Genomic DNA, 19,629 nt, shown 5'->3' on the forward strand with positions numbered 1-19,629 from the left:
CGGACCGAATGCGCGCTGACGCCTTGACGCAACGGTCGGTCATCAATCGGATTCGTCCCATTGACGTGCCCCGCGAACCTCGCCCGACGTCGCGGCTGGTTCAGCACGCGGGCGCCGCCGATCTGCTATCGTCATCGGTATTCTTCTGAAGCGGGTGACGACAATGGATCTCGGGCTGAAAGAAAAAGTGGTGTTGATTACAGGCGGCAGCAAGGGCATCGGCTTTGCATGCGCGCGGGCTTTCGCGCTGGAAGGCGCGAAAGTCGCAATCGTTTCGCGCGACCCGGCCAATCTGGCGCGTGCGTACGAACAGTTGCAGGAAGAAGGCTTGCATGTGCATCGCACGCGCGCCGACCTGCATGAGCCGCACAGCGCCGCCGACATCGTCGAGGAAGTCAGCACGGCGGTCGGCCCGATCGACGTGCTGGTCAACAGCGCCGGCGCCGCGCGCCGCTACGACCCCGAAACGCTCGACGCAGAAGCATTCCGCGCGACGATGGAAGCCAAGTATTTCCCCTACATCTATCCGCAGCAGGAAGTGCTGCGCCGCATGGCGGAGCGCGCGAGGCGCGGCGATGGCGGCGAGCCGGGCACGGTCGTGAACATTATTGGTATGGGCGGCAAGGTGGCGAGCGATATCCATATTGCCGGTGGCGCCGCGAATGCCGCGCTGATGCTGGCCACGGTCGGCCTCGCTCACTACTACGCGCGCTTCGGCATCCGGATCAACGCGATCAATCCCGGGGCGACGCTGACGGAGCGCGTCGAGGAAGCGGTCAAGCTGGAGGCCGCGCAGCAAGGCGTGGAAACCGCCGAGGCGCTGGCGCGTGGGCAGGCGAAGGTGCCGCTCGGGCGGTACGCGAAACCGGAGGAAATTGCGGATGTCGCGCTGTTTCTGGCGAGCCGCCGCGCGAGTTATGTGACGGGCGCGATTGTCCCGATGGATGGTGGAAGCACACCGCTGATCTAGGGGGCGTGTGATTTTGGCCTTGTCTGGCCTTGCGGCGCGGCGTTGCGCCTACTGGCGCGGACAGTTTTTTCGTCCGCCCAGCAGGCGCTGATTTACTTAACCGCGCAAGAACCCTGCAGAAACCTACAGGAAATGGTGGCCCAGCCACCAGGCGGCAGCGGCAAGTGCAGCAGAGGCCGGAATCGTCAAAATCCAGGCCCACACGATGTTGCCCGCCACACCCCAGCGAACCGCGCTCAGCTTCTGCGTGGCGCCGACGCCGACAATCGCGCCGGTGATCGTATGCGTGGTCGACACCGGAATGCCGAGCCACGAGGCAGTGAAAAGCGTGATCGCCCCGCCCGACTCCGCGCAAAAACCGCCGACCGGCTTCAGCTTGGTAATTTTCTGGCCCATGGTCCGGACGATTCGCCAGCCGCCGAACAGGGTTCCCACACCCATCGACAGATAGCAGCCACCGATCACCCACAGCGGCGGCGCTTCTGCGATCGAGGACGCATAGCCCGTGGCGATCAGCAGCATCCAGATGATGCCGATGGTCTTTTGCGCATCGTTGCCACCGTGGCCAAGGCTGTACAAACCGGCGGACACGAGTTGCAGGCGCCGGAAGCGCCGGTCGACCTTGCTCGGCGGCGTGCGGAAATAGATCCACGAGACCGCCAGCATGAAAAACGACCCGAGCACGAAACCGAGCAGCGGCGAGACCAAAATGAACGTGACGGTCTTCATGAGGCCGTCGAAATTCAGCGAGCCCCAGCCGGACTTGGCGAGCGCCGAGCCTACGAGCCCCCCGATCAGCGCGTGCGACGAACTCGACGGAATGCCGTAATGCCACGTAATGACGTTCCAGCCGATGGCGCCGACCAGCGCGCCGAAAATCACGTAGTGATCGACAATGTCCGGGTCAATCGTGCCCTTTCCGACCGTCGCGGCCACCTTCAGGTGAAACACGAAATATGCGATGACGTTGAACGCCGCCGCGAACGCCACCGCCTGCTGCGGCTTCAGCACGCCGGTGGAGACCACGGTGGCGATCGAATTGGCCGCGTCGTGAAAGCCATTCATGAAGTCAAAAATCAGCGCGACGGCGACCAGGGCAGCGACTACCCAGATAGCGAGTTGTATCGATTGCATTATGCGTTTTCCAGCACGATGCCTTCGATGATGTTCGCTACGTCTTCACACTTGTCCGTGATCGTTTCGAGCAATTCGTAAATCGCCTTGAGCTTGATCAGGGTCTTGACGTTGTCCTCTTCGCGAAAGAGCTTCGACATCGCCGCGCGCAGCACACGATCCGCTTCGGACTCGAGCCGGTCGATTTCCTCGCATGCCTTCAGGATCTGGCTCGCCTGCTTCATGTCCGACAGCAGGCTGACGGCAAACTGCACGCGCTCGGAGGTCGCCGTGCAGATGTGCGCGAGCTGGCTCGCCTCGGAAGTGACGGACTGCACGTCGTACAGGGAAATGGCCGTGGCGACGTCCTCCATCAGGTCGAGGATGTCGTCCATCGTGGTGATCAGTTTGTGGATCTCGTCGCGGTCGAGCGGCGTGATGAAGGTCTTGTGCAGCAGGTCGATGGTTTCGTGCGTGAGCTTGTCCGCGGCCTTTTCGGCTTTTTGCACGTTTTGCTTGTGGACCTCTGCGTCTTGCAGATTGTCGATTAGCAGCTCGAGTTCGCGGCTCGCGGAGACAATGCACTGTGCGTGCGCGTTGAAAATATCAAAAAACTTGCCCTCGGTGGGGATGAATCGACCGAACATTGGGATCCCGAAAATTGGTCACATAATGGCTGACATAAAACTGCCATATTGTACCGTTGCGGGATCGATGTAGCACTTTGCAAAGCGCCGTTACAACAGCGCCATTGCGTTGCCGCGGCTTTTCCTCATTCGCCGGGGGCGCGCGGCGTGCTTATTCGCCGTAGAAGTTCTGCGCGCCAGCAAAGTTGTCGAACTTCGTGTATTGGCCGTGAAACGTGAGCCGAACCGGGCCGATCGGGCCGTTCCGCTGCTTGCCGATAATGATTTCGGCGGTGCCTTTATCCGGGCTGTCAGGGTTATACACCTCGTCGCGGTAGATGAAGAGAATGACGTCGGCGTCCTGCTCGATAGCGCCCGATTCCCGCAAGTCCGACATGATCGGCCGCTTGTTCGGACGTTGCTCGAGACCGCGATTGAGCTGCGACAAAGCAATCACCGGTACGTCCAGTTCTTTTGCAAGACCCTTCAGCGAACGCGATATTTCCGAGATTTCGGTCGCCCGGTTTTCGCCCGACGACGAGCCGCTCATCAGCTGCAAATAGTCGATAATGATGAGCCCGAGCTTGCCGCACTGGCGGGAGAGCCGCCGCGCGCGCGAGCGCAGTTCCATCGGATTGAGGCCGCCGGTTTCGTCGATGAAAATCTGCGCCTCGCTCATTTTCTGCACCGCGTGCGTGAGCTTGGGCCAATCTTCGTCGGTGAGGCGGCCGGTTCGCATGCGATGCTGATCCAGGCGCCCGACCGAGCCGAGCATACGCATGGTGAGCTGGGAGCCAGGCATTTCCATGGAAAACACCGCAACCGGCAAGCCGTACTCGACCGCGACGTATTCACCGATATTCATTGAGAACGCCGTCTTACCCATCGACGGACGCCCCGCGACAATGATCAGCTCACCGCCGTGCATGCCCGAGGTCATGCGGTCAAGATCGACGAAGCCTGTTGGCGTGCCCGTTACGTCGCTCGGATTGGCCGTGTGGTAAAGCGTATCGATCCGCTCCACCACTTCGGTAAGCAGCGGTCCGATTTCGAGGAAGCCCTGAGTGCCGCGCGCGCCGTCTTCTGCAATTGAAAAAACTTTCGACTCCGCTTCGTCAAGCAGTTGCCGGACTTCCTTGCCTTGCGGGTTGAAGGCATCTGCAGAGATTTCATCCGCCACGGAAACCAGCCGGCGCAGCACCGCGCGGTCGCGCACGATTTCGGCGTAGCGCCGGATATTCGCCGCGCTCGGCGTGTTTTGCGCGAGCGCGTTCAGATACGCGAGACCGCCGACCTCTTCCGCCTTACCCGACGTGCCGAGCGCCTCGTACACGGTGATGACGTCAGCCGGACGCGTAGCCGCGATGAGCTTGCCAATGTGCTCGAAGATGATGCGGTGATCGTAGCGGTAGAAATCGCTCTGCGACAGGAAATCGGCGATCCGGTCCCATGCGGCGTTATCCAGCAGCAAGCCGCCCAGCACCGATTGCTCGGCTTCGATCGAATGCGGCGGGACTTTCAGCGACTCGAGTTGGGGATCTTTGGACGGTGCGTTCATGGAGAGCAATTATCGTGGAAATGAGGCGCTTGGGGCCAGCGGCAAATTCAGTATCGCGTCGGAATCGGCGCGCACAAAAAAGCAGGGGCCGGTTGCCCGGCCCCTGCCTCTAGCCAGCAACAACCTGGCCAATACTATCTGATGCGCTCAGCTTCGATGCGTCGGCTTAGACGTGCTCGCCCAGCACCGACACCGTCACGTCGACAACGACGTCCGTGTGCAGCGAAACCTGAACCGGGTGGTCGCCCACCATCTTCAGCGGGCCTTCCGGCAGGCGCACTTGCGCCTTTTCCACTGCGAAGCCTTGCTTGCCCAGCGCTTCAGCGATGTCAGCGTTCGTCACCGAGCCGAACAGACGGCCGTCGACGCCGGCCTTCTGGCCGATCTGAACCGTCGAGCCTGCCAGCTTTTCGCCTTGAGCCTGAGCGGCAGCAAGCTTTTCAGCGGCGATCTTTTCGAGTTCAGCGCGGCGGACTTCGAATTCAGCCAGCGCTTCTTTCGTTGCACGGCGAGCCTGCTTGTTCGGGATCAGGAAGTTACGCGCGTAACCGTCCTTGACCTTCACGATATCGCCCAGGTTGCCCAGATTGACGACTTTTTCCAGAAGAATGATTTGCATTCGGATGCTCCTTATCGCGTCGTCGGGTTAGGCCTTGTGCTGGTCGGTGTACGGCACGAGCGCGAGGAAACGCGCGCGCTTGATTGCCGTGTCCAGCTGGCGTTGATAGTGCGACTTCGTACCCGTGAGACGCGCCGGCGTGATCTTGCCGTTTTCGCCGATGAAGTCCTTCAGCGTTTCGATGTCCTTGTAGTCGATGTACTCGACGCCAGCGGCCGTGAAACGGCAGAACTTCTTGCGCTTGAAGAGCGGATTTTGTTGCTGACGACGCTTGTCGAATTTCTTACCAGTCGGGCGGGGCATGTTCAGTCCTTTCCAATGTCCTGCAATGCTGTGATGTGAAATACCAGAGTTCTTGCGTTGCGGTGCTTTTTTGCCAGGAAGCCTGTGAAGAGCGTTTCGACGCCCATCGGACAGCTTTCCAGCTTACCGCTCGCCTCGCCTGCGGCTACCGCCTGCATGGTCAGTTCGACTTGCCGGGCAATGCCGGCCTCGACGACTTCCGTGCGGTGCTGCAACGTGCAGCCTGCAATCGGAACGCCGGCGGGGGTATACCGCACCGGTTCGCGTTCGACGACGCTGGCCGTTAGCTGCAGCCGGTTCATGTAGCCTTTCTTTACCCTTTGGCGAAAAGCGGCGCGCTTTGGTCTGGTAGCTTAAATAGTGTGTCTTAAGCCTGCGCTTCGGACGGTTGCGTAGCAGCCGACTTCTTGGCTTCTTCGCGCTGCACTTCCTTCATCATCGGCGAGGGGCCGGTTTCGGCCTTCTTCATCTTGACGATGAGGTGACGCAGAACGGCGTCGTTGAACTTGAACGCGTGTTCCAGCTCGTCGAGCGTGGTCTGGTCGCATTCGATGTTCATGCAGACGTAGTGAGCCTTCGCGAGTTTCTCGATCATGTAGGCCAGTTGGCGGCGGCCCCAGTCTTCGATGCGGTGGATCTGGCCACCGTGCGACGTGATCGTGCTCTTGTAACGCTCGATCATTGCGGGCACCTGCTCGCTCTGATCGGGATGCACGATAAAGACGATTTCATAATGACGCATACACACTCCTTGTGGATTTAAGCCACCCGGGCGTCGAACCGGTGCGGCAAGTGAGAAGCCGAAGATTGTAGCCGGATTGGGGCCGGGTTGCAAGGCATTGCCTGACACCGGCAAGCGATTCAGGTGTGTTTTCAATCATTTAGCGTGCGGCCGGGGTGCAGAACCGGCAGCAGCCGCGGGCCGGGGGTGTAGAAGCGGCGGTAACGGCGGCAGCGGCGGCAGCCGCGGGCCGCGGCCGGCCAGTCGCTCAGTCCCTCAGTCCCTCAGTCCCTCAGTCCCTCAGTCCCTCAGTCCCTCAGTCCCTCAGTCCCTCAGTCCCTCAGTCCCTCAGTCGCTCAGTCGCTCAGTCCCTCAGTCCCTCAGCCGTTCTCCGTGCGACCGCTGCCGCCCGCGAAACGCGCTTTCAGCGCGGCTTCCAGCCCGCTAAGCGTGTCGGGCGCGGCGTCCGTGATCGCCCACCAGGTCATGCCCTCGGCGTCCCAGTGAGCCAGCGAGTAGCCTTCGCGGGCCAGTGCGGCCGGCGCGGCGCTTCCTGCGCTCGCCGTTTGCGGAAACACATAGACGTCGATCACGTGCTTGCGGTAGCGGTAGACCAGCACCGCGACCCGTCGATGGGCGAGGTAATCGAGCCGCCCGCCTTCCAGCGAGAAGCCGTTCGCCGCCAGATCCTCGACCGGCGGCGAATAGTCGAGCCGCCCATTGAACCACGGCTTGACCGTATGCCGGTCCGTCGAAATCACGTCGATGTCGCGTCCCGACACCTGCGCGCGCACGTGGCTCGCTATGAGTTCGTCGGCGAACGGCGGGAATTCCGCGGGACGGCGCAGGTTCAGCGTCACCGCCACGGCCACCGCGCCCAGCGCGAAGGCGACGGGCAGAAGCCAGCCGGAGGCGAGCGGCGCGGCCGCGCCGCCGGGCGCTGCGGGCCGGCTTTCGCCGCCCCATGTCTGTGGACCTCGCGTGGGGCGTCCGCCGAACCACCTGTCCAACCAGCCATGCAGCCCGCGAGGCCGCCCGCCGGCCGACGGCCGCTGCGCGGCCCGGGGTCCCTGTCCGTCGCCCACGTGGCCCTGTCCTTGGCTCTGTCCTTGGCCCTGTCCTTGGCCCTGTCCTTGGCTCTGTCCTTGGCTCTGACCGTGCCCCGGCCCCACCGCGGTCGCCCCAGCCCCAGCGCCCGCGCCCCGCCCTTCAAACTCCCGCGCCACGCTTTCCACCTCCGGCAAGCCCGCCAGAATGCGCGAGCGCAACGACTCGGGCGCGCGATGATACGGCGCCGCACGCAGCGCGACGCTCATCGCCCGGAGGTATTCGCTTTCGCGCCGGCAGGCCTCGCAGCTCTCGATATGCTGCTGGACTCGCCGTGCGTCCGGCGCCGGCAATTCGCGGTCGGCGTTCGCATCGAGGAGCGGCCGCACTTCGTTACAGTTCATCTGGCGTCTCCTGAGCGTAGCCGGCGCTTGCGCCGCCGCGGTTGCCGGGCGAACGCGCATTGGCCACCGCGCGAAGCGGCGTCACCGAGGCGGTCGGCGTATTGGAGCGAAAATCCTTCGACGATCCCCCGTCGTCGCCCGAGGAATGGGATGCGGAGCCGGAGCCCGCCCGAGAGTCGGACATGGACGTCGACATGGCCCCAGGCGCGGAAGCACACGCGCCATCCGGTCCAGCCGGCGTTTCTGGAGACAGGCCACGTGGACCGAATTCCCGCGTGGTCCCCGCGCAACCATCGCCCGGTTCGGTCAATAAAGCAGCGAGCTTGCGCCGCCCGCGCGCGAGCCGCGACATCACAGTGCCGATCGGCACATCGGCCACCTGAGCGATCTCGCGATAACCCATTTCTTCCAGCTCGCGCAGAATCAGCACTTCGCGATACTCGACCGGCAACAGTGCAAGCGCCTCGTGCACGCGCTTCGTGTCCTCGTCGCGGATCAGCAGCGCCTGCGGGTCGGCGCCTCCCGCGCTCCAGCCGTCGAAGGTGGCGTCGTCCATGGTGTCGTCGAACTCCAGCGTCTCATGCGCCGACGCCCGCCGCCGCCACTCCGTGTACCACGTGCGCCGCACGATCGCGAGCAGCCACGGCCGCGCGGAATCGCCGCGAAACGTGTCGAAAAAGCGGAACGCGCGCATGAAGGCTTCCTGCACGACGTCGTCGGCATCGTTGCGATTGCCGCATAGCCAGCGCGCCAGGTTGTACGCCGCGTCGAGATGCGGCAACGCGAGCTGCTGGAAGCGGCGGCTTCGCACGGCATCGGAGTCGACACTCGCCGCAGTGGCGTGCGTAGCGGCGCCTGCGGCGACGTGCGCATCGGCGTCTGAACCGGCGTCTGAATCGATCTGGACCACCTCGGCCCTCCAGGGCATGTGCGGCTATGCAGCGTGGTTCGTCGTCAAGCTTCACATCGCATAACCGGCCATGCGCCGAGTTTATTCCCGCCGCTCGTTGCCGGTTGAAAAAACAGCCTTCACCGGCCAACGCGCTGAACGCGCTAATACGCCGGCTGGTTCCAGTAGTCTTCGCTCGCGTAAATCTGCTTCAGATAATCGATGAAATAACGCACCTTGGCCGGCACGTAACGCTGCTGCGGGTAGACCGCGAGAATGTCGTAGTCGGGCAGCGCGAACTCGTCGAGTACCGTTTCCAGTTCGCCGCGCGCGAGCTGCTGCTGGATTTCCCACGTGGAGCGCCAGCCGAGGCCGAGCCCTTCGGACACCCAGCGGTGCAGCAGTTCGCCGTCGTTGCAGTCGAGCGTGCCGCCCACGCGCACAGTGACGAGCTTGCCGTTGCGGCGGAAGTACCAGCCGCGGTTCTGCCCGCCTTGCAGATTGAACGCGAGACAGTTATGCCGCGGCAGGTCTTCGAGTGTTTTCGGCTTGCCATGCTGGCGGAAATACTCTGGCGTGCCGCAGACCACGCGCCGGTTCGAGGCCAGTTTCACCGCGACAAAGTTGGGATCGACCGCGCCGCCGATGCGAATCGACAGGTCGTAGCCCTCGCGCACCAGGTCCACCACGCGGTCGGTCAGGTTGAACGACACCTGCAGCTCCGGCTTGTCCGCCAGAAAACCGGGCGCGAGCGGCGCGACATGCTTGCGTCCGAACGCAGCCGGCGCCGACACGATCAGGTGCCCGTTCACCGCACGGCGCCCCGCGCTCAGCTCATTTTCCGCCTGATCCCATTCGGTCAGGAGACCCCGGCAGCGCTCGAGAAACGCGGCACCGTCCTCGCTGACGACGAGCCGCCGCGTCGAGCGGTACATGAGCTTCACGCCGAGGCGCTTTTCGAGCGCGTCGATGCGCCGCCCGAGAATCACCGGCGACACGCCCTCCTCCAACGCGGCAGCCGCAAGGCTGCCGGCGTCCGCGACACGCACGAAGGTTTCGATCTGCTTGAAGCGGTCCATGCCTGTCTCCTCGATGTCTTTGCCCGCGCTATCGCTCGGCTCCGGCATTGCATACTTTTTGTTTCGAAATAAGCGACGTGGACTGATCTTATCAAACCTTTAGGTCGGGCCTAAAGTGCGTTCAACAGCCTTATTCGCCAATTTTCAGGACATAGAGGAGACATTCATGGCCAAGATGAGAGCCGTCGACGCCGCCGTGCTAGTGCTCGAAAAAGAAGGTATCGACACCGCGTTCGGCGTGCCGGGCGCCGCGATCAATCCGTTCTACTCGGCCATGCGCCGCGCGGGCAACATCAGCCACGTGCTCGCGCGTCACGTCGAAGGCGCGTCGCACATGGCCGAAGGCTATACCCGCGCGCAGCCGGGCAATATCGGCGTATGTATCGGCACGTCCGGCCCCGCCGGCACGGACATGATCACCGGTTTGTACTCCGCCCAGGCCGACTCGATTCCTATTCTGGCTATCACGGGACAAGCGCCGCGCGCGCGTCTGTACAAGGAAGATTTCCAGGCCGTCGACATCGAGTCCATCGCGAAGCCCGTCACCAAGTGGGCCGTGACGGTGCGCGAACCGGCGCTCGTGCCGCGCGTATTCCAGCAGGCGTTTCACCTGATGCGCTCGGGCCGCCCCGGCCCGGTGCTGATCGACTTGCCAATCGACGTGCAGGTCGCCGAAATCGAATTCGACATCGACACCTATGAACCGCTGCCGGTCTATAAGCCGAAGGCGACGCGCAAGCAGATTGAAGCCGCCCTCACGTTGCTCAACGAGTCGGACAAGCCGCTGATCGTCTCGGGTGGCGGCGTGCTGAACGCGGCCGCCGAGGACCTGCTCGTGAAGTTCGCCGAAACCGTCGGCGTGCCGGTGATTCCGACGCTCATGTCGTGGGGCGCGATTGCCGACGACCATCCGCTGATGGCCGGCATGGTCGGCCTGCAAACCTCGCACCGCTACGGCAACGCGACGATGCTCGCCTCCGACTTCGTGCTCGGCATCGGCAACCGTTGGGCGAACCGTCATACGGGCAGCATCGAGGTCTATACGAAGGGCCGTAAATTCGTGCACGTGGATATCGAGCCGACGCAGATTGGCCGTGTGTTCGGCCCTGACCTCGGCATTGTGTCGGACGCGAAGGCCGCGTTGGAACTGTTCGTCGAAGTGGCGAGCGAATGGAAAGCCGCGGGCAAGCTGAAGGACCGCGGCGCATGGGTCGCCGATTGTCAGCAGCGCAAGCGGACCATGCATCGCAAGACGCATTTCGACAATGTGCCGATGAAGCCGCAGCGCGTCTACGAAGAGATGAACCAGGTGTTCGGCCGCGACACCTGCTACGTGAGCACGATCGGTCTCTCGCAGATCGCGGGCGCGCAATTCCTGCACGTCTACAAGGCGCGCAACTGGATCAACTGCGGTCAGGCGGGCCCGCTCGGCTGGACGATTCCGGCTGCGCTCGGCGTGCGCGCGGCCGATCCGCAACGGCCCATCGTCGCGCTCTCGGGCGACTACGACTTCCAGTTCATGATCGAGGAACTCGCGGCCGGTGCGCAATTCAAGCTGCCCTATGTGCATGTGGTCGTGAACAACTCGTACCTCGGCCTGATCCGCCAGGCGCAGCGCGCGTTCGACATGGACTTCTGCGTGCAGCTCGGTTTCGAGAACATCAACTCGCCGGAAACCAACGGCTATGGCGTGGATCACGTCGCGGTGGCCGAAGGTCTGGGCTGCAAGGCGATCCGCGTGTTCAAGCCGGAGGAACTCAAGCCGGCGCTGCAAAAAGCGCAGTCGATGCTTTCGGAGTTCAACGTCCCCGTGATCGTCGAAGTGATTCTGGAGCGCGTGACCAATATTTCGATGGGCACGGAGATCGACGCGATCAACGAGTTCGAAGAGCTCGCCGTGACACGCGAGGACGCGCCAACCGCAATCAGCATCGCCGATTGACACCACGAGTTGCGCCGAGGTGAGCGCGGTGCGCGGCTGCATCGCGTCCGCGTTGTGTACTCATCGCGCCCTCATCCACTGACCGACCAAAGAGAACTTCAACATGCCGAAATTTGCAGCGAATCTCACGATGCTCTTTAACGAAGTCCCGTTCCTCGACCGCTTTGCGGCGGCTGCGGACGCGGGCTTTCACGCCGTCGAATTCCTGTTTCCGTATCCGTACAAGATCTCCGAGCTGAGCGAGCGTCTTCAGCAGAACCGGCTCAAGCTCGTATTGCACAACCTGCCCGCGGGCAACTGGGAAGCCGGCGAGCGCGGCATTGCGTGCCTGCCGGATCGCGTGGCCGAGTTTCAGGAAGGCGTGGGCCGTGCAATCGAATATGCGAGCGCGCTGCAAGTGCCGCAGTTGAACTGCCTCGTCGGCATTCCGACCGCGGGCGTGGATGCCGACAAGGCACGCGCGACCATCGTCGATAACCTGCGTTTTGCGGCCGGCGAATTGAAGAAGGCCGGCATCAGGCTGCTCGTCGAACCCTGCAACTCCTACGACATTCCGGGCTTCGCGCTGAACCGCTCGAGCGAAGGTCTCGACGTGATCCGCGCGGTGGGTTCGGACAATCTGTTTCTGCAGTACGACATCTATCACATGCAACGGATGGAAGGCGAACTCGCCGCGACGATCAAAAAGAATCTGCCGCAGATCGCGCATATCCAGCTCGCCGACAACCCCGGGCGCAACGAACCGGGCACCGGCGAAATCAACTACCCGTTCCTGTTCGAACTGCTCGACTCGATCGGCTACGAGGGCTGGGTCGGCTGCGAGTACAAGCCGCGCACCACTACCACGGCCGGCCTCGTCTGGGTGCAGAGCGTGGCGGGGCAAACGCGCGGCGCTGTGCACGCGGCAGTCTGAGCGAGGTTGCATGAGCGAGGCGCTGCACATGGCATCGCTCGAATTGGGCGCAAAGCGCCCGCGAACAAAGTCCCTCGCGGGACAGCAAACAACACTGGAGATTCATACACATGGCAAAGATCGGTTTCATCGGGCTCGGCATCATGGGTGCGCATATGGCGCGCAACCTCCTCAAGGGCGGTCATACGCTGTTTGTGAACGGCGCGTACCCGGTGCCCGAAGACCTGGGCAAGAGCACGAACGTGGTGGCCAATTCCACCGCCGTCGCGCAAGCCGCCGATATCGTCATCATCATGGTGCCGGACACGCCTGACGTGGCCAACGTTCTATTCGCCGACGACGGCGTCGCCGCCGGCCTCACCGCAGGCAAGCTCGTGATCGACATGAGCTCGATCTCGCCGCTCGACACTCAGGCGTTCGCGAAGAAGATCAATGCGCTCGGCGTCGACTACCTCGACGCGCCCGTCTCCGGCGGCGAAGTCGGCGCGCGCGAGGCAACGCTCACGATCATGGTGGGCGGCCCGGAAAAAGCGTTCGTGCAGGCGAAGCCGCTCTTCGAACTGATGGGCAAGAACATTTCGCTCATCGGCGAAAACGGCGCGGGTCAAACCTGCAAGGTCGCGAACCAGATCATCGTCGCGCTGAATATCGAGGCCGTGGCCGAGGCGCTGCTGTTCGCGTCGCGTTCGGGCGCCGATCCGGAACGTGTGCGCAAGGCACTGATGGGCGGCTTTGCGTCATCGCGCATTCTCGAAGTGCATGGCGAGCGGATGACGAAGCGCACCTTTAATCCGGGCTTCCGTATCGAGCTGCATCAAAAGGATCTGAACCTCGCGCTCGACGGCGCGCGCAAGCTCGGCATCGCGCTGCCGCATACCGCAAGCGCACAGCAATTGTTCAGCGTATGCGCGGCGAACGGCGGCAAGGCGTGGGATCACTCGGCGATGGTCCGAGCGCTCGAAATCATGGCCAATTACGAAGTCGCGCAGGCGCCGGGCAGCGAAGCGAAAGCAGCTTGATGGCGCGGCGTTTCTTCGCGGCTTGCGGATTCGCGCGGGAATCATGCAAGGGTTCGCACGACGCGTCACCGCACAAGCGGCCGCGAGCAAAGAGAAACGCAAATTGCGCAGTCAGTAACACCGGTTGCCGCCAGCGTCGTTTGATTCACGTCACGGCAATCGCAAGTGGGGCGCCCGGTTCGTCGCGCGGCATCGCGGCGGAACGGGCAAATCGAGCCGCTCTGGGCTGAGAGCGGCAAAGTGGGGTCCGCAGCGGCACCCGGCGGCGCCGGGGAAGCCTTGGTCGGTCAGACGTCGTCGTCGGGTGTCCGGCTGTCGGATTCATCATCGGGTTGTGCGTCACGTGCTCGCTTGCAGCGAGCGCCATCATGTGCCGCCGATTTGCACGCGCGCTTGCATTTGCTTGCAACTTCGCGTGCTCTTCCTCACCTTTCTTGACACTTCCCCGCCCGCTTTTCTCCTACACTCGTGACTCCGTTGCATGCGTACGCGCGCGGCAACGACTGCTTAACCCGTACGCACAGCATGCTGGCGTACCAACACGAGGAGTGTGATCCATGGGTATTCTCAGCTTCATCAAGGAAGCCGGCGAAAAACTGTTCAGCGCGGCGTCCACGCCAGCCAAGGCCGAAGCCTCCGCGGCCGCACCCGACCTTGCGGCGCTGAACCGGACAGCGGGCGACGCGATCGCCACTTATATCCGCAGCCAGGGTCTCGACGCAACCAACCTGCAGGTCACGTACGACGGCACGAGCCACACGGTAACGGTATCCGGCGAGGCAGCGGACCAGCCGACCAAGGACAAGATTCTGGTCGCAGCCGGCAACGTGCAGAACGTCGACAAGGTCGACGACCAACTGAGCGTTACCGCGCCCGCCGCGGCACCCACCCAGTTCCATACGGTTGTCGCGGGCGACAATCTGTGGAAGATCGCCGAAAAGTACTATGGCAGCGGCGCGAAGAACGACGCGATCTTCCAGGCCAACACGCCGATGCTCAAGAGCCCGGACAAGATCTATCCGGGCCAGGTGCTGGTGATTCCGCCGGTGCAATGAGCGATTGCACGCGCCCGCCCTCGTGTGGACGCGCGCACAACAGCACATAAAAAACGCGGCGCTCGAGTCAACCACTCGAGCGCCGCGTTTTTGTTCAACCCATCGCTTCAGGTAACGCAGCGTCAATACGTGTCGAACGCCCTTTGCAGCGCGACCGGACCTGTGCCGCCCGCGGCCAACGCGAGCATCAGCAGCACGCGGGCCTTGTAGGGATTGAGCGAGCCGGCGCTGACGAAACCCAGCGCGTCGTCGGCGGCTGCGCCATTGCGCATCACATGCCCCGAGCCCACGCGCGACGAGCGCACTACGGCGACGCCTTGCGACGCGGCATCGGCAAGCGCCTGCGCGAGCGATGCGTGAATCGAACCATTGCCGGTGCCCGCCACGACGATGCCGCGCACGCCGGCTGTCACGAGCGCATCGACGGCAATGCGCGACACGCCTGCATAGCTCGACACGATTTCCACATGCGGCCAGTTCGCGCCGATCACGAACTCGGTAGCACGCGTGTGAGGGCGCACCACGCTGCGCTGGAAATCCACGCGCCCGTCCTGCACCCAGCCGAGCGCGCCGATTTCTGGCGAGTGGAACGCATCGACGGCATACGTGCTCGTCTTGACCACGTCGCGCGCACTATGAATCTTGTTGTTGAACGCGACCAGCACGCCCTGCCCGCGCGCCGCCGCATGCGCCGCAACGATGACCGCGTTCAGCAGATTGAGCGGGCCGTCCGCCGACAAGGCCGACGCCGGGCGCATCGCGGCCGTCAGCACGACGGGCTTGTCCGACTTCACTGTGAGATGCAGCAGATAGGCGGTTTCCTCGAGCGTGTCGGTGCCGTGTGTGATTACCACGCCGTCGATGTCGTCGGCGGCAAGCAGCGTGTTGATGCGCTGAGCAAGCGCGGTCCACAGCGCCATGGACATGTCCTTGCTGTCGACGCTCGCAATCTGTTCGGGCGCGATGCGCGCGACCGTAGACAAGGCCGGCACGACCGAGAGCAATTGCTCGACGCCGACCACGCCCGCCTGATAGCCCGCGGTGTTGGTGGCGTCGGCAGCCGCGCCGGCAATCGTGCCGCCGGTGGCGAGCACGGCGATGCGCGGCAACGGTGCCGCGCTTACGGATGAAGAGGAGGTCTGTGTGTTCATGGCGGCGATTGTAAGCGATCGCACGCCGCCCTCGCGCGCCTCCGAACTCCCCACAAACCCTTTGGCCGTTCGTTCAGGCCGTCAACGCCCTCACACCGCTTCGCGCAATTGCGCGGCGATTTCGGCTTCTGTCAGTTGCGGCGCGAACATCTCGATCAGACGGTACGCGTATGCGCGCAGGAACGCGCCCTTGCGCAAGCCGACGCGCGTCGTGCTCGCTTCGAACAGATGCTGCGTGTCGAGCGCCACGAGTTCGCTGTCGCGCTTCGGATCGTAGGCCATCGCCGCAACCACGCCGATGCCCATGCCCAGCTCGACGTAGGTTTTGATCACGTCGGCGTCGATTGCGGTCAGCACCACGTCGGGCAATGCGCCCGCTTTCGCGAACGCCTGGTCGATATGCGAGCGCCCCGTGAAATCCTGGTCATACGTGACGATCGGGAATTCGGCAATTTCGTCGAGCGTCAGATTAGGGCGCCCGACGAGCGGGTGATCCTTCGGCACGACCACCACGTGATGCCACGAATAGCACGGAAATGTGACGATGTCCGGAAAACGGTCCAGCGCTTCGGTCGAGATGCCGATATCCGCCTCGCCGTTGATGATCATCTGCGCGATCTGCTGCGGGCTGCCCTGGCGCAGCGCGAGATGCACCTTGGGGAATACCTCGGTGAACTGGCGGATCACTTTCGGCAGCGCGTAGCGGGCCTGGGTGTGCGTCGTCGCGACCACCAGGTGCCCGCTGTCCTGATCCGCGAACTGGCGCGCGACGCGGCGCAGATTCTCGGCATCCAGCAGCATCCGCTCGATCAGTTGATGCACCGCCTTGCCCGGTTCGGTGAGACCCGTGAGCCGCTTGCCGCGTCGAATGAAAATATCGACGCCGAGTTCGTCCTCGAGGTCCTTGATCTGTTTCGACACGCCCGATTGCGACGTGTACAGCACGTTCGCCACTTCGGTCAGGTTCATGTTCTGACGCACGGCCTCGCGCACGAAGCGCAATTGCTGGAAATTCATCTTGAAGTGTCCGGTTCAGCGAAAGTTGAATTATTGGAGTGAGTCGCGTTGGATCGAATCGGCTTGCGTCAGACCGTGCGCGTTCACTGCGCCGGAAACACGCGCAGCGCGCGCGGCACGGCGGTCACGCCGTCGCCGACCGCGAGCTGCAGATCGCGCCATGCTTCGCGATCGAGTTCCGCTTCGAGCAGGTTGCCCTCGCGGCCCGCGAGCTCGACCCGCACCGAGCCGCCGAGCGTCACGACGCGCCGCACGTCGACGACGATGCCCTCGCGATGTCCCGCCGACTGCGGATACAACTGCAGGTCGTGCGGACGCACATAGGCGAAAGCCGGACCGCTGAAGTCGGTGCTGACTGCCACCGGCAAGGCCGCGCCGTCCACCACGAAACCGCTCGCGTCGACCTTGCCGTGCAGACGGTTCGCCGCGCCGAGAAACTCGTACACGAACGAAGTCTGCGGATGGTCGTACACGTCCTGCGGACTGCCGACCTGCTCCACGTGTCCGCGATTGAGCACGACGATGCGATCCGCCACCTCGAGCGCCTCTTCCTGATCGTGCGTGACGAAGATCGTCGAGATATGCAGATCGTCGTGCAGGCGCCGCAGCCAGCTGCGCAGTTCCTTGCGCACCTTGGCGTCGAGCGCGCCGAACGGCTCGTCGAGCAGCAGCACTTTTGGTTCGACGGCGAGCGCGCGGGCGAGTGCGATACGCTGGCGCTGGCCGCCCGACAACTCGGACGGATAGCGTTGCGCGAGCCAGTCCAGTTGCACGAGCTTGAGCAGCTCATGCACTTTCTCGCGGATCACCGCTTCCGACGGACGCTCCCTGCGCGGTTTCACGCGAAGACCAAACGCCACGTTCTCGAACACCGTCATATGACGGAACAACGCGTAATGCTGGAACACGAAGCCCACTTCGCGCTCGCGCGCGCCGACCGTCGCGACGTCCTGGCCTTGCAGCACGACTTGCCCGCCGTCCGCGTATTCGAGACCCGCGATCACGCGCAGCAAGGTGGTCTTGCCACACCCGGAGGGCCCGAGCAGCGCAACCAGTTCGCCCGGCGGAAAGTCGAGCGAGACGTTATCGAGCGCGACGAAATCGCCGAAGCGCTTGTGCAGGTTACGTACGGTGATACCCATTACAGCTCTCCTTGCTTGAGCGGGTGTTGCTGCGAGACTGACGTTCCATGCGGCAGCGCCGTGGCCGGCAACGCGGCCGGGCCAGCATGCGCGGGCAGGTCGCGCGCGCCCGACAATTCCGCGGACATGTGGCGCTCGGCGAGCAGCTTCAGCGCGAGCGTGACGAGCGCAAGCAGGGCCAGCACCGACGCCACGGCAAACGCCGCTGAGAAGTTGTATTCGTTATAGAGAATTTCGACGTGCAGCGGCATCGTGTCGGTCTGTCCGCGAATGTGGCCCGACACCACCGATACGGCGCCGAACTCGCCCATCGCCCGCGCGTTGCACAGAATCACGCCGTACAGCAGGCCCCATTTCACATTCGGCAGCGTGACGCGGCGGAAAATCTGCCAGCCGGACGCGCCCAGCACATGCGCGGCTTCTTCCTCGTCGTTGCCTTGTGCCTGCATGAGCGGAATCAGCTCGCGCGCGACGAACGGGAACGTGACGAAAATCGTCGCGAGCACGATACCGGGCACCGCGAAAATGATCTGCACGTTATGCGCCTGTAGCCATGGGCCGAACCACCCTTGCGCGCCGAACATCAACACGTAGATGAGCCCCGAGATCACCGGCGAAACGGAAAACGGCAGATCGATCAGTGTGGTCAAAAGCGCCTTGCCGCGAAACTCGAACTTGGCGATACACCACGAAGCCGCAAGACCGAACACCAGGTTGAGCGGCACCGCAATCGCCGCGGTGATTGCCGTGAGCTTGATGGCAGCGAGCGCATCCGGGTCCGCGAGCGACTCCAGATAGAAACCGAGCCCCTTGCTGAGCGCCTGATAAAACACGGCGACGAGCGGCACGACCAGAAAGAGCGCAAGAAACAGCAAGGCGATGCCGGTCAGGATCCAGCGCACGACGGCCGGCTCCGTGACTGGATCGGGCCGGCGCGCGACATTCAGCGGTGCGCGAGGAACCGCGGCGCGTGCCTCTACGGTGTCCGCGTTCCCGATGCTATTCACAGAATCGCGGCTCATTGCGCACCTCCGCCAAGGCTCGCGACACTCGGCACGCTCGCTGCGGCCGGCGCCGGACCCGCGTTGCCGCGGCTCGTGCGGCGCTGCAGATACCACTGCAACGTGTTGATGAAAAGCAGCATCAGGAACGAGACGACGAGCATCACCACCGCCAGCGCCGTCGCGCCTGCGTAGTCGTACTGCTCGAGCTTCGTGATGATGAGGAGCGACGTGATCTCCGACTTCATCGGCACATTGCCGGCGATGAAGATGACCGAGCCGTATTCGCCCAATGCGCGCGCGAAGGCAAGCGCGAAACCGGTAAGCAGCGCCGGCAATACCGCGGGCAGCACCACGCGGCGAAAGGTCAGCCAGCGCGACGCGCCGAGGCAGGCCGCTGCCTCCTCCTGCTCGCGCTCGAACTCCTCGAGCACCGGTTGCACGGTGCGCACGACGAACGGCAAACCAATGAAGGTCAGCGCCACCAGCACGCCCACCGGCGTGAAGGCCACCTTCAGCCCGAGCGGTTCGAGGAACTGGCCGATCCAGCCGTTGCCCGCATAGACCGCCGCGAGCGAGATGCCGGCCACCGACGTAGGCAGCGCGAACGGCAGATCGACCACGGCATCGACGATGCGCTTGAATGGAAACCTGTAGCGCACGAGCACCCACGCGACAAGAAAACCGAACACCGCGTTGATCAGCGCGCCGCCGAGCGCCGAAAAGAAAGTCAGCCGGTAGGACGCGAGCACGCGCGGCGAGCTGACCGCGCGTACGAACTGACTCCAGTCGAGGGTCGCCGTCTTCAGAAACGTCGCCGCGAGCGGGATCAGCACCACGAGGCTCAGATACGCCACTGTGATGCCCAGAGTCAGGCCAAAACCCGGCAATGCGCTCGGTTTTCGGAAGGTCAACGTGGTCATGCTCGTTACTCTTTCGGTTGATGCTCGTGTTGCAGGCCGCCGGGTCCCGATCGGCCAAAAGCGCGCCAGCGGCGCGCTCCGGAACGACGCGCAACCGCGCGTCGCGTTGCCCTGCCCGCGCCGGCTGCGGCACGGGT

General features: G+C 63.5%; 19 protein-coding genes and 1 pseudogene. 5 read left to right on the forward strand and 15 right to left on the reverse strand.

The features are described from left to right. Positions 1–163: 163 nt before the first annotated feature. Complete coding sequence (locus A3AC_RS0114625; protein WP_025599703.1) at positions 164–970, forward strand: SDR family NAD(P)-dependent oxidoreductase; 807 nt, start codon at positions 164–166, stop codon at positions 968–970. Positions 971–1,093: 123 nt separating this feature from the next. On the opposite strand, the gene A3AC_RS0114630 is transcribed toward A3AC_RS0114625, so the two are convergent. The 10 genes from A3AC_RS0114630 to A3AC_RS0114675 all read right to left on the reverse strand — a co-directional run bounded on the left by A3AC_RS0114630 (position 1,094) and on the right by A3AC_RS0114675 (position 9,329). Continuing rightward, positions 1,094–2,104 carry an inorganic phosphate transporter gene (locus tag A3AC_RS0114630; RefSeq protein WP_025599704.1) on the reverse strand — a complete coding sequence of 337 codons (1,011 nt, stop codon included), beginning with the start codon at positions 2,102–2,104 and terminating at the stop codon, positions 1,094–1,096. Further along, complete coding sequence (locus A3AC_RS0114635) at positions 2,104–2,730, reverse strand: DUF47 domain-containing protein (RefSeq protein ID WP_025599705.1); 627 nt, start codon at positions 2,728–2,730, stop codon at positions 2,104–2,106. The genes A3AC_RS0114630 and A3AC_RS0114635 overlap by 1 nt, the downstream gene beginning before the upstream one ends. Positions 2,731–2,881: 151 nt before the next feature. Further along, complete coding sequence (locus A3AC_RS0114640) at positions 2,882–4,267, reverse strand: replicative DNA helicase (protein ID WP_025599706.1); 1,386 nt, start codon at positions 4,265–4,267, stop codon at positions 2,882–2,884. A 166-nt stretch (positions 4,268–4,433) separates the two neighbouring features. Further along, positions 4,434–4,886, reverse strand: a complete 453-nt coding sequence (gene rplI / locus A3AC_RS0114645) for a 50S ribosomal protein L9 (protein WP_013339085.1) — start codon at positions 4,884–4,886, stop codon at positions 4,434–4,436. A 27-nt stretch (positions 4,887–4,913) separates the two neighbouring features. Then, complete coding sequence (gene rpsR / locus A3AC_RS0114650) at positions 4,914–5,189, reverse strand: 30S ribosomal protein S18 (RefSeq protein WP_006048825.1); 276 nt, start codon at positions 5,187–5,189, stop codon at positions 4,914–4,916. A gap of 2 nt (positions 5,190–5,191) precedes the next feature. Further along, entirely contained in the window at positions 5,192–5,491 is a 300-nt protein-coding gene (priB, locus tag A3AC_RS0114655) for a primosomal replication protein N (RefSeq protein ID WP_006048824.1), read from the reverse strand. Between the two features lie 65 nt (positions 5,492–5,556). Then, a complete protein-coding gene (gene rpsF, locus A3AC_RS0114660; protein WP_006048823.1) occupies positions 5,557–5,931 on the reverse strand; it encodes a 30S ribosomal protein S6 in 375 nt (124 codons plus the stop codon). Between the two features lie 359 nt (positions 5,932–6,290). Continuing rightward, a complete protein-coding gene (locus tag A3AC_RS0114665) occupies positions 6,291–7,361 on the reverse strand; it encodes an anti-sigma factor family protein (RefSeq protein ID WP_025599708.1) in 1,071 nt (356 codons plus the stop codon). Beyond that, positions 7,351–8,172: an RNA polymerase sigma factor gene (locus A3AC_RS0114670; RefSeq protein ID WP_156924622.1), complete on the reverse strand. Its 822-nt coding sequence runs from the start codon at positions 8,170–8,172 to the stop codon at positions 7,351–7,353. Before A3AC_RS0114670 ends, A3AC_RS0114665 begins: the two co-directional genes overlap by 11 nt. A gap of 242 nt (positions 8,173–8,414) precedes the next feature. Further along, positions 8,415–9,329 carry a LysR family transcriptional regulator gene (locus A3AC_RS0114675; protein ID WP_025599710.1) on the reverse strand — a complete coding sequence of 305 codons (915 nt, stop codon included), beginning with the start codon at positions 9,327–9,329 and terminating at the stop codon, positions 8,415–8,417. Between the two features lie 166 nt (positions 9,330–9,495). Here A3AC_RS0114675 and gcl point away from each other — a divergent pair, with 166 nt between their 5' ends. The 4 genes and pseudogenes from gcl (at position 9,496) to lysM (ending at position 14,258) form a co-directional block, all read left to right on the forward strand. Beyond that, positions 9,496–11,271, forward strand: coding sequence for a glyoxylate carboligase (gene gcl / locus A3AC_RS0114680; RefSeq protein ID WP_025599711.1), 1,776 nt, complete (start codon positions 9,496–9,498; stop codon positions 11,269–11,271). A 103-nt stretch (positions 11,272–11,374) separates the two neighbouring features. Then, complete coding sequence (gene hyi, locus A3AC_RS0114685; RefSeq protein ID WP_025599713.1) at positions 11,375–12,184, forward strand: hydroxypyruvate isomerase; 810 nt, start codon at positions 11,375–11,377, stop codon at positions 12,182–12,184. 56 nt (positions 12,185–12,240) lie between these two features. Next, positions 12,241–13,203: pseudogene (locus A3AC_RS0114690) on the forward strand (2-hydroxy-3-oxopropionate reductase); the annotation flags it as partial. A 557-nt stretch (positions 13,204–13,760) separates the two neighbouring features. Next, a complete protein-coding gene (gene lysM / locus A3AC_RS0114695; protein ID WP_025599715.1) occupies positions 13,761–14,258 on the forward strand; it encodes a peptidoglycan-binding protein LysM in 498 nt (165 codons plus the stop codon). Positions 14,259–14,380: 122 nt separating this feature from the next. Here the strand turns inward: lysM and A3AC_RS0114700 are convergent, their stop codons facing one another. From A3AC_RS0114700 to cysT, 5 genes are all read right to left on the reverse strand, one after another. Beyond that, on the reverse strand, positions 14,381–15,409 hold the full coding sequence (locus A3AC_RS0114700) for an asparaginase (protein WP_025599716.1): 1,029 nt from the start codon (positions 15,407–15,409) through the stop codon (positions 14,381–14,383). Between the two features lie 90 nt (positions 15,410–15,499). Further along, positions 15,500–16,426 (reverse strand): CysB family HTH-type transcriptional regulator, encoded by a 927-nt coding sequence (locus A3AC_RS0114705; protein WP_013588513.1) that lies wholly within the window; start codon positions 16,424–16,426, stop codon positions 15,500–15,502. A gap of 83 nt (positions 16,427–16,509) precedes the next feature. After that, positions 16,510–17,568, reverse strand: a complete 1,059-nt coding sequence (locus A3AC_RS0114710; protein WP_025599718.1) for a sulfate/molybdate ABC transporter ATP-binding protein — start codon at positions 17,566–17,568, stop codon at positions 16,510–16,512. Next, the gene (cysW, locus tag A3AC_RS0114715; protein ID WP_025599719.1) at positions 17,568–18,590 is read right to left on the reverse strand and encodes a sulfate ABC transporter permease subunit CysW; all 1,023 of its coding nucleotides are present in this window, start codon (positions 18,588–18,590) and stop codon (positions 17,568–17,570) included. Before cysW ends, A3AC_RS0114710 begins: the two co-directional genes overlap by 1 nt. After that, a complete protein-coding gene (cysT, locus tag A3AC_RS0114720) occupies positions 18,587–19,492 on the reverse strand; it encodes a sulfate ABC transporter permease subunit CysT (RefSeq protein ID WP_025599721.1) in 906 nt (301 codons plus the stop codon). The genes cysW and cysT overlap by 4 nt, the downstream gene beginning before the upstream one ends. Positions 19,493–19,629 lie beyond the last annotated feature (137 nt).

This window comes from Burkholderia sp. WSM2230 (assembly GCF_000472445.1).
Classification (GTDB): Bacteria; Pseudomonadota; Gammaproteobacteria; order Burkholderiales; family Burkholderiaceae; genus Paraburkholderia.